The sequence below is a fragment of the Nocardiopsis algeriensis genome (assembly GCF_014203695.1).
Taxonomy (GTDB): domain Bacteria; phylum Actinomycetota; class Actinomycetes; order Streptosporangiales; family Streptosporangiaceae; genus Nocardiopsis; species Nocardiopsis algeriensis.
This window is the reverse complement of record NZ_JACHJO010000012.1, coordinates 159,882-167,676: the sequence shown is the minus strand read 5'-3', so window position 1 is coordinate 167,676 and position 7,795 is coordinate 159,882. Positions and strand designations below refer to the sequence as shown.

Annotated in this window: 10 protein-coding genes and 2 tRNA genes; 6 read left to right on the top strand and 6 right to left on the bottom strand. The window is 64.0% G+C overall.

Going from position 1 to position 7,795, the window contains the following annotated elements; translation table 11 throughout:
• Positions 1–92: 92 nt before the first annotated feature.
• On the bottom strand, positions 93–566 hold the full coding sequence (locus tag FHS13_RS19295) for a DUF6188 family protein (RefSeq protein WP_343065089.1): 474 nt from the start codon (positions 564–566) through the stop codon (positions 93–95).
• 880 nt (positions 567–1,446) lie between these two features.
• Between FHS13_RS19295 and FHS13_RS21215 the strand changes: the two genes are divergently transcribed.
• Both FHS13_RS21215 and FHS13_RS19285 read left to right on the top strand, forming a co-directional pair.
• Complete coding sequence (locus tag FHS13_RS21215) at positions 1,447–2,295, top strand: hypothetical protein (protein WP_221443192.1); 849 nt, start codon at positions 1,447–1,449, stop codon at positions 2,293–2,295.
• Positions 2,292–2,609 carry a hypothetical protein gene (locus FHS13_RS19285; protein WP_184293357.1) on the top strand — a complete coding sequence of 106 codons (318 nt, stop codon included), beginning with the start codon at positions 2,292–2,294 and terminating at the stop codon, positions 2,607–2,609. The genes FHS13_RS21215 and FHS13_RS19285 overlap by 4 nt, the downstream gene beginning before the upstream one ends.
• A gap of 414 nt (positions 2,610–3,023) precedes the next feature.
• Here the strand turns inward: FHS13_RS19285 and FHS13_RS19280 are convergent, their stop codons facing one another.
• Positions 3,024–3,440: an ATP-binding protein gene (locus tag FHS13_RS19280; RefSeq protein ID WP_184293356.1), complete on the bottom strand. Its 417-nt coding sequence runs from the start codon at positions 3,438–3,440 to the stop codon at positions 3,024–3,026.
• Positions 3,441–3,595: 155 nt separating this feature from the next.
• Between FHS13_RS19280 and FHS13_RS19275 the strand changes: the two genes are divergently transcribed.
• Positions 3,596–3,904 carry a putative quinol monooxygenase gene (locus tag FHS13_RS19275; RefSeq protein WP_184293355.1) on the top strand — a complete coding sequence of 103 codons (309 nt, stop codon included), beginning with the start codon at positions 3,596–3,598 and terminating at the stop codon, positions 3,902–3,904.
• Positions 3,901–5,109: a helix-turn-helix domain-containing protein gene (locus tag FHS13_RS19270; RefSeq protein ID WP_184293354.1), complete on the top strand. Its 1,209-nt coding sequence runs from the start codon at positions 3,901–3,903 to the stop codon at positions 5,107–5,109. Before FHS13_RS19275 ends, FHS13_RS19270 begins: the two co-directional genes overlap by 4 nt.
• A 364-nt stretch (positions 5,110–5,473) precedes the next feature.
• Here the strand turns inward: FHS13_RS19270 and FHS13_RS19265 are convergent, their stop codons facing one another.
• Positions 5,474–5,797 (bottom strand): hypothetical protein, encoded by a 324-nt coding sequence (locus FHS13_RS19265; protein WP_184293353.1) that lies wholly within the window; start codon positions 5,795–5,797, stop codon positions 5,474–5,476.
• Entirely contained in the window at positions 5,794–6,009 is a 216-nt protein-coding gene (locus FHS13_RS19260) for a hypothetical protein (protein WP_184293352.1), read from the bottom strand. Before FHS13_RS19260 ends, FHS13_RS19265 begins: the two co-directional genes overlap by 4 nt.
• 78 nt (positions 6,010–6,087) lie before the next feature.
• On the opposite strand from FHS13_RS19260, the gene FHS13_RS19255 reads away from it, so the two are divergent.
• On the top strand, positions 6,088–6,993 hold the full coding sequence (locus FHS13_RS19255) for a helix-turn-helix domain-containing protein (RefSeq protein WP_184293351.1): 906 nt from the start codon (positions 6,088–6,090) through the stop codon (positions 6,991–6,993).
• Positions 6,994–7,001: 8 nt separating this feature from the next.
• Positions 7,002–7,187 (top strand): DUF397 domain-containing protein, encoded by a 186-nt coding sequence (locus tag FHS13_RS19250; RefSeq protein WP_184293350.1) that lies wholly within the window; start codon positions 7,002–7,004, stop codon positions 7,185–7,187.
• A 384-nt stretch (positions 7,188–7,571) separates the two neighbouring features.
• Here FHS13_RS19250 and FHS13_RS19245 read toward each other — a convergent pair.
• A tRNA-Phe gene (locus FHS13_RS19245) sits at positions 7,572–7,645 on the bottom strand.
• A 23-nt stretch (positions 7,646–7,668) separates the two neighbouring features.
• A tRNA-Asp gene (locus FHS13_RS19240) sits at positions 7,669–7,743 on the bottom strand.
• Positions 7,744–7,795: the final 52 nt, after the last annotated feature.

Sequence of the window (7,795 nt, the reverse complement as noted above, 5' to 3'; positions counted from 1 at the left end):
CCACACCACGATGAGCCCGTCCAAAATTGGCGCGATCGTGCAAGCCGCGTTGGCTCTGACCAATATCGAGAAGCAAACTCACTGAGATCACCTCACTGCCATCCGGACTCCCCTCCCGGCCCCACCAGAACGGGATCGAGCCCGAGACCGGAGAGGCTCCACGACTCGTAGTCGGGATCAGGGTCGACGCTCAGCCCGGTGCCGTCGTCGAAGCCGAGCCGCAGAGTGCCGCGCCCCGTGACCTCCACCTCGGTGACGGTCCTGGTGAACAGATCGAGCAGCGGGGCCAGGCGGCTGCCGGTCCCCGGAACCAGGAGCACCTGTCCGCCGTCCGCGTCCGTCATGGACAGCTCGGTTTCGACGACCAGCTCAGCGCCGAGGCGGACCCGCCCGTCGGGGCCGTGAGCGGTGAAGGTGATCCGCACCTGGTGGTCGAAGGCGGTCCGTGTGACCTGGGCACCGACCAGTTCCACAGGGATCCCCACCGCACCTCCGACCGTGCTCCACCGCGCGCCGATGGCAGCGACGACGCTGCCTGCGGGGTCGGAAGCAGTGTAGGCAGACACACGGGCACGGACGCCGTCGCCTTGGCCCCCGCAGCCCAGCGCGGCGGCTTCGCGGCCACACCAGCGGCCTCCCCCCAGCCTCGGACCCAACTGCAAGATTTGGCGCTACTTGCAGTTCGCTGGCAGTTCGCAGACACAGCGAACAGGTACCACGACCTCACTTCCCCGCAAAGGGGAGGCCGAACGGATCACCCCTCAGCAAGTCCGCTCACAGAAGCGGCGAGGGGCCCGCACGGCTGCCCGGGCGCGCCGGCCGTCGTGGTGACACCAAAAACGCCCGGAGCCAAAGGCTTCCAGGCGTCGGTACTGCTCAGTATGTGTGGCTCGGGGCGGGGGCGATCCGCTGACCTTCCGCTTTTCAGGCGGGGTAGGTGGTGGGTCGCCGTGCTGGCCCGCGGGGTGGATGTCCGCTTGGGTCCGGGTGAGTCCAGCCCCGGCCACGGGCCTTCGGCAACCACGGTTCCGGGCCGAGGCGCCCGATATCGACGCGACGGTCACCCGGGACAGTCGCACTTCGCTATCGGGTGCCTCGGGATCTGAGCACGTCATCGACCTTTGGGACCAAATGCCCTGACAGGCGTGTATGCCCTACGTCACCATAGATGTGTCGGACAGCTATGGCCCCGCTCGCCGTACGGATCTGTCCAACAGTTGCTGCGCACGGCCGTAGGCCGCTGCGACGGTGCTCGTGCCGTCGCCTTGATTCCATACAGCTCAACTCGGCAAAGGCAGGATCCTGAAACCAGGTTTTCTATAACATTAGAGAAGACAAATTTTTCAAAAACCTACCCAGATTCGACCACCCGAGCAAAAAACTTAACACAGAACATACAAGACCAGCAGCATCAGAGAAAAGAAATTATACAACAGGAGTAGAAAATTGGAAAATGAAAAGAAGAGCACAATTGAGCTAAATAATGAAATTATTTTGATCGAGAATTACATCGACTCCGCAAAAAGGAAATCTCTGTACGGAACGTTGCTGATAACACTTGGCGCATTGGGCGCCCTGGCTTTCGCCGTTGACTACTTCGCCATAAAATGGGATGGGATCGCTCCTTTTTTTAAATTCGTCATCCTTGCTTCTTTTGCGGTCGTGCTTTTTTGGGGGTCAGCGCTCAGGGCTAATCCAGGAGTAAAGATTCACGAGCCGCAGGTTGCCAACTCCATGGTGACCACAGCGAAAGATGGCTACAGGACCGTCCGCCAGCTTGAGATCGAGCTAAGAAGGGTTAGAGATGAGAAGAAAAAGAAAGCATCCACCAAAGAAACGAATGTCCAGGAGAGAAGAAAATCTTACAGGGAAGACGCAGCATTCTACGTGGAAGAACTGCGGCGGGAAAGTGCGTTCTACCGCCGGGTAAGCAATCTAGTTCAGGCTGTTGTAATCGTTGGCTCCCTGGTAGGTTCTTTTGCGGCAGCTAGTTCGTTTTTTGTAAGGGAGTATTCTTGGTTTGTTGCTGCAAACAGCTTGGCCATCGGCATCGCCTCTGGCTTTGCAGGATATTGGAAGTACAAGGAACGAAGCTTCTATGCCCAGCAAACCGCAGACCTAGTCGAGCATGAAATTGAGTCATTTGATTTGGAAGTTGGCAGGTACGAGAGTGGGGAAGAGGACAGCAAAGTTCTCACTTTTTCCAAAGAAATAATCCGCTTAAGGCAGGATCAGAAGATGAGGGAACAGAATCTCGACCAACCCTCCTCTGGCGGAGAGGAGTCTAAGAAGTGAGTTTCTCCACTATGGGGCGCTTCGGTTCCCTGTTAATGCTATTTTTCATCGTAGGCTGCAATGCAAACTATGGTGACAAGGTCAGTTATTTAGAAGAGGTTGCGCAACGGGGCGTAGAATTTCACAAGATCATTGAAGACACAGAAGGAGAAGAGGCAACCGAAGAGCGGTGTATAGAAGCAAGCAGGCTCCTAAATAGAGATCAACCCTCAATCGAAACTCGGCAAATCGAAGATAGGGAAGAGCTCAAGGAAGACTGGGAAAATCTTATAGAAAGAGTTTTCGTCGGCGCCTGCACATCTGGAAAATATTAGGGGGCGGTTGCCGTGCGCACTAGTTTTCCAACCAGAGTTTTTCTTGCACTGATTTCTTCTGCAATCACCACTGGCTGCGCCGCAGATTATGATGACAGAAGTGCATATCTACTCGAGATGGCACAGAGAGGCGTTGAGACGAACAAGCTTTTCAGGGGACAAGGACAAGAAATAACAGAAGATCTGTGCCTGGCTGCAAACTCTGCACTGAATGACGATATTCCCTCAAACAGATCATGGGGATACGGCCCTACACCCGAGTGGGAGGAACTAGTTCGCGAGACTTTCGTTAATGCGTGCGTCTCTGGCGAATACTAGGAATTCCCGAGTCACCCAGGCCCCCATCTCGCTAGATGGGAATTTAGGGATTAAGGTTTCTGCAATCCGATTCATCTATACAGATTGACCAAAAACTTACTCGTCAATAAGAAACCAGGTCTTGCGGCCGGAGAGAGTGGCGTGGCTGCCCCATGAGGTGGCCAACACGTCAACGAGGAACAGCCCTCGACCGTGTTCGGCGTCGGGTTCGGGCTGTGCCACATACGGGGCGTCCAAATAAGAACCGCCGTCGTGGACGGTTATGCGCACGCTGCGGCCGTGCTCGTGCTCGATGAGGACGCCGAATCCGGCCTCGGGCAAGCCGGACGGCGAGTGTTGAATCGCGTTGGTCGCGAGCTCGCTCGTGAGTAGCACCGCGTCGTCCACCACCGGGCAGCCGCCCAGGCGATCGGCGACGAACGCGCGCACGGCCGCGACCTGGTCGGGACGGCCGTAGAACCACCCGTGGTGGACGGTCACCGTGCTGTTGGACCTGTCTGCATGGAGGGGCATGGGGTTTCACCTCGTGCTCTAAGCGCAGAGGGCGGGCACCGAGCTGCATGACTAGTACTATTAGTGCGGCTACCGTACATGGGATGCGCTTGTGGTGCATCCGTTTGCACGCACAATAAGTACGGGTCTTGTAGTCGAAGTGAGGAGAGCGCCCCATGTTCGGACTGTCTGTGCGGTTCACGCTCAAGGACGAGACCGCCGCCGACGGCTTCGACGCCCTGGTGGCGGAGACGCTTCCGCACATCCGCCGGAGCGAGCCGGGCACGCTCGTGTACGCGGTCCACACGGTGGAGGACAGGCCGCTGGAGCGGATCTTCTACGAGCTGTACGCCGACCGCGCCGCCTTCGAGGCGCACGAGGAGCAACCGCACGTGAAACGCTTCCTGGACTCTCGCGGCGCGTTCCTGGCCTCGGTGGACGTGGACTTCCTGGACCTGGTGGACGCCAAGGGTGTGCAGGAGTGAGTACGGACTACCAGAAGGCGCTGGGCCGCAAGGTCGCCAAGCATCGCAGGCAGCGCGGACTCTCCCAGCGGGAGTTCGCCGGGCTCGTCGGCCGTTCCGAGACCTGGGTGTCCCAGGTCGAGCGCGGGGTCCGCAAGGTGGACCGGATGGTGGTCCTCGAAAAGCTGGCCGAGGTCCTGGATGTCCCTGTCTCCGAACTCGCCGCCGAGGCCCCTGTCGTCGCCGCCTCCAACGCAGAACCTCCGGGCATCAACCGCCTGCGCCTGGTCCTGAGCGAATCGCACGCCTTGGCCGCGCTGCTGAGCCGCAATCCGGTGACGGTCGATCCGGACGACCTCCGCCGGCGGGTCGATCACGCCTGGGAGCTGACACACGCCGGCGCCTGCACGGAGCTGACCGAGGTCCTGGAATCACTGATCCCCGACCTGGAGTCGGCCGCACGTTCAGTTCCCGACAGCGAGCGTCCGGAGCTGTTCCGGTTCCTCAACGCCGCCTACGGAGCCTGCTCCTCCGTGCTCTGCTGCCTGGGTGAGCACGAAGCCGCGTGGATCGCCACCGACCGCGCCATCACGGCGGCCGAGCGCGCGGAGGACCCGCTCCTCATGGCGGCCGGCGAGTTCCGCCTGTGCCTGACCTTCCAGGGCGCACAACGCCACGACCAGGTGGAGGCCACCGCGCGGACCGCGTGCGAGGCGCTGGGTGACCTCGTTGAGAAGGGCAACCCCGAGGCCATGTCCGTCTACGGGGCTCTGACGCTGCAACGGGCGGTCGCCGCAGCCCGAAGCGACAAGGCGACGATCGCCTACCGCCACGTGGCCGAGGCCAAGCGGATCGCGGATGCCGTCGGCGGAGGACGCAACGACTTCAACACCGAGTTCGGTCCGGCGAACGTGGGCCTGCACGAGGTGTCCGTGGCCGTGGACCTGGGCGACGCCGGGATGGCTCTGCGAGCGGCGGAAGAGGTGGATGTGTCGGCCCTGTCGCCCGAACGCCGGAGCCGCCTCCTGATCGATGTCGCCCGCGCCCAACTCCAGCGCCGCAACGTGGACGATGCCGTGGCCGCTCTGGAGGAGGCCGAGCGGATCGCCCCTGAACAGGTCCGCTCGCACCACCGCGTGCGGCAGGTCGTCGGTGACCTCATGGTGATCCAGGACCCCGCCGGTACGGCGCTCACCGGGCTCGCAAGGAGGATGGGCGCGCTCTGAGGAGCAGGCGGCCCCGCTGCCTCCCCGGTCCCTGTCCCGGAGCGCGGCACCCTCCCTGCTCCCCAGTGACGTAGGAGCCGCGAGGGGGTGTGAGCGGGGCGCCCCCTGTCCCTCATCGGGGCGCCCCCGCGCCGCGGGGGTCTCCACTCCCCCACGGTGCGCTTCCGCGCCGGCACAACCGGACCGGCGCGGAAGTGGGTCCCGCGCGCCCGGGGCCGGGGCTCACCCGGGCGCGCGGGGGATTGTGGGGACTATCCCTCCCGCAGCAGAGGGATAGCCCCTCCCCCCGGGTCTCCCTGCCGGGGGGTGGGGCCCGGCGGCTCCCCTGCCGCCTGGGCCCCTGGGATGCACCTGAAGGTGCGGGTCATCGGGGGGCGGGGATGGTCGGGGGGCTGCCCCTGTGGCGGAGGCGGTCCTCCAGCTGAGCCGGGGTCGGTTCGATCTCGGTCCTCCAGGGCGCGGCCTGGCTCCGCGCCGTGGCGATCCACAGGGTCCCGGTCCACGCGATCCGGTGGGTGCCGCCCCAGGTGTCGCGCAGGCGCCGCAGCGCCACGCCCGGCGGCTCCCACCGGTACCCGGCCGCGTCCTCGTGGTCGCCGTCGTGGCCGCGGTCCAGCCAGCAGACACAGGGCCGCCCCTGGGGGGTCCGGGCCTCTTCCCGACAGGTGGGGGTCGGTCGCCAGATCATGCCGCCACCTCCCCGGCGGGACGGTGGTGGCGGCCCTGGGCCGCCGGCCACAGCAGCGGGCCGGGGACGGCCGCCGCCGGGGGGAGGGGGTTCTGCGCGTAGCGGCGGACCCGGGCGGAGCGGGTACGGCGCGCGGTCGGGTAGCGCACGAGGCGCCTCCTCGATCTCGGATGCCGCTGGATGAGGGCGGCGCGGATGAGTACAGTGCCCATGCTGTATTTAAAACTTTCGATTCGCAAGACCCAGAACGATAACCGCCATAGAGAGTGTTTCGATAGAGGAGTTGCGAAATGCCCAGTTCCGGATCATCGGCGATACGATCAGCGACGTCCCTACAGGAGGTCGACGTGAGCAGCCCACCAGTCGCCAGACGCCAGCTGTCCGCGCAGATGCGAGCAAAGCGCCTGTCCGCGGGCATGACCGCAGAGCAGGCCGCCGCGGCTCTGGAGTGGTCCACTACGAAAATCTCCAACATCGAGACTGGCCGCTCAAAGCATCCGGCCGTGACCGACATCAGGCTTCTCCTGGAGCTGTACGGCGTCACCGACACGCGCGAGCGCGACGCCATCCTCGACCTCACCCGGCAGTCCCGGCACCGAGGCTGGTGGGCCCGCTACGATGACGTCCTCACTGGCGCGTACACCGCTCTGGAGGCCGGGGCGACCCGGCTTCGACTGTGGGAGCCCCAGTTCATCCCCGGCCTGCTCCAGCTCCCCGAGTACGCCGCTGCGGTCGCACAAGCGACCCTCATCCGCGACCCGGACGCGGTCGCCCGAGTGGTTGAGGCACGCGCGCACCGGCAGGAGCTCCTCACCCGCGAGGACCCGCCCGAGGTGTGGGCGATCATCGACGAGCACGCCGTCAGGCTCCTCGCGGCGACCGACACGTCTCTCTACCACCGGCAGGTGGGGCACCTCGCTGATCTGGCCGAGGACACAAACTCGGTCACGATTCAGATTCTCCGGTCCGAACGTCTGGGGTTGCACCCCGGGATGGGCGGTCCGTTCGCCATCCTGGAGCATGACGACCCTGCAGGCCCGGGGATGGCGACGGTGTTTCTGGAGACGGACACTGATGGCCTGTATCTCGACAAGCCACCGGAGATCGATCGGTACCGGGCGCTGTTCGACCGGCTCACGGCGAAGGCGATGGATCCGGACAGCGTAGGTGCCTACCTACGGTCCCTGATCAGCTAGGAGACAGCATGTACTCATCCGAAAGCGATTTGCAGTTCCGCAAGAGCAGCTACAGCAACCCGCAGAACTGTGTGGAGGTCGCCGACCTGCCCGGCGGCGACGCGGCCGTCCGCGACTCCCAGAACCCCGAGCTGGGGCACTTCACGATCCCGGGGGCGGAGTGGTCGGCGCTGCTGGGTGCCGTGCGCCGGTAGAGGGTCCAGGCAGCAGAGAGGCCCCGGGGGTGATCCCCCGGGGCCTTCCGCGTACTCATCCGCCGATGACTCTACCTGTCCGGGGCGGCCGAGACCACCCCGGGCAGCGCCGGGGACAGCAGGGAAACACCGCGTTTTACAACGTCTCCCAGGCGCCCACCGCACCGCATCCACCAGGCGAGGCCATGACGATCGGTGTGCGGTGGGCAGCACGGTCCTCCGGCCCCCTGCTGCGGAGGGGCGCGATCCACCACACACTCTTCGCCTGCGCCCACGGGAGCGAAAAGAAGCCCGCACAGCTGTCCGGGGCGCGCCTACCGCCGTGGTGACACCAAAAACGCCCGGAGCCAAAGGCTTCCGGGCGTCGGTACTGCTCAGTATGTGTGGCTAGGGGCGGGGTCGAACCGCCGACCTTCCGCTTTTCAGGCGGACGCTCGTACCAACTGAGCTACCTAGCCGCGTTCGCCGTTGCCGGCGACGGCGGTCCTGACGGGATTTGAACCCGCGGCCTCCACCTTGACAGGGTGGCGAGCACTCCTAACTGCTCCACAGGACCTTGCTTGTCGCACCAGGTTTTCGGCCTCGTGCTCCGTTGCGGTTTCCATTCT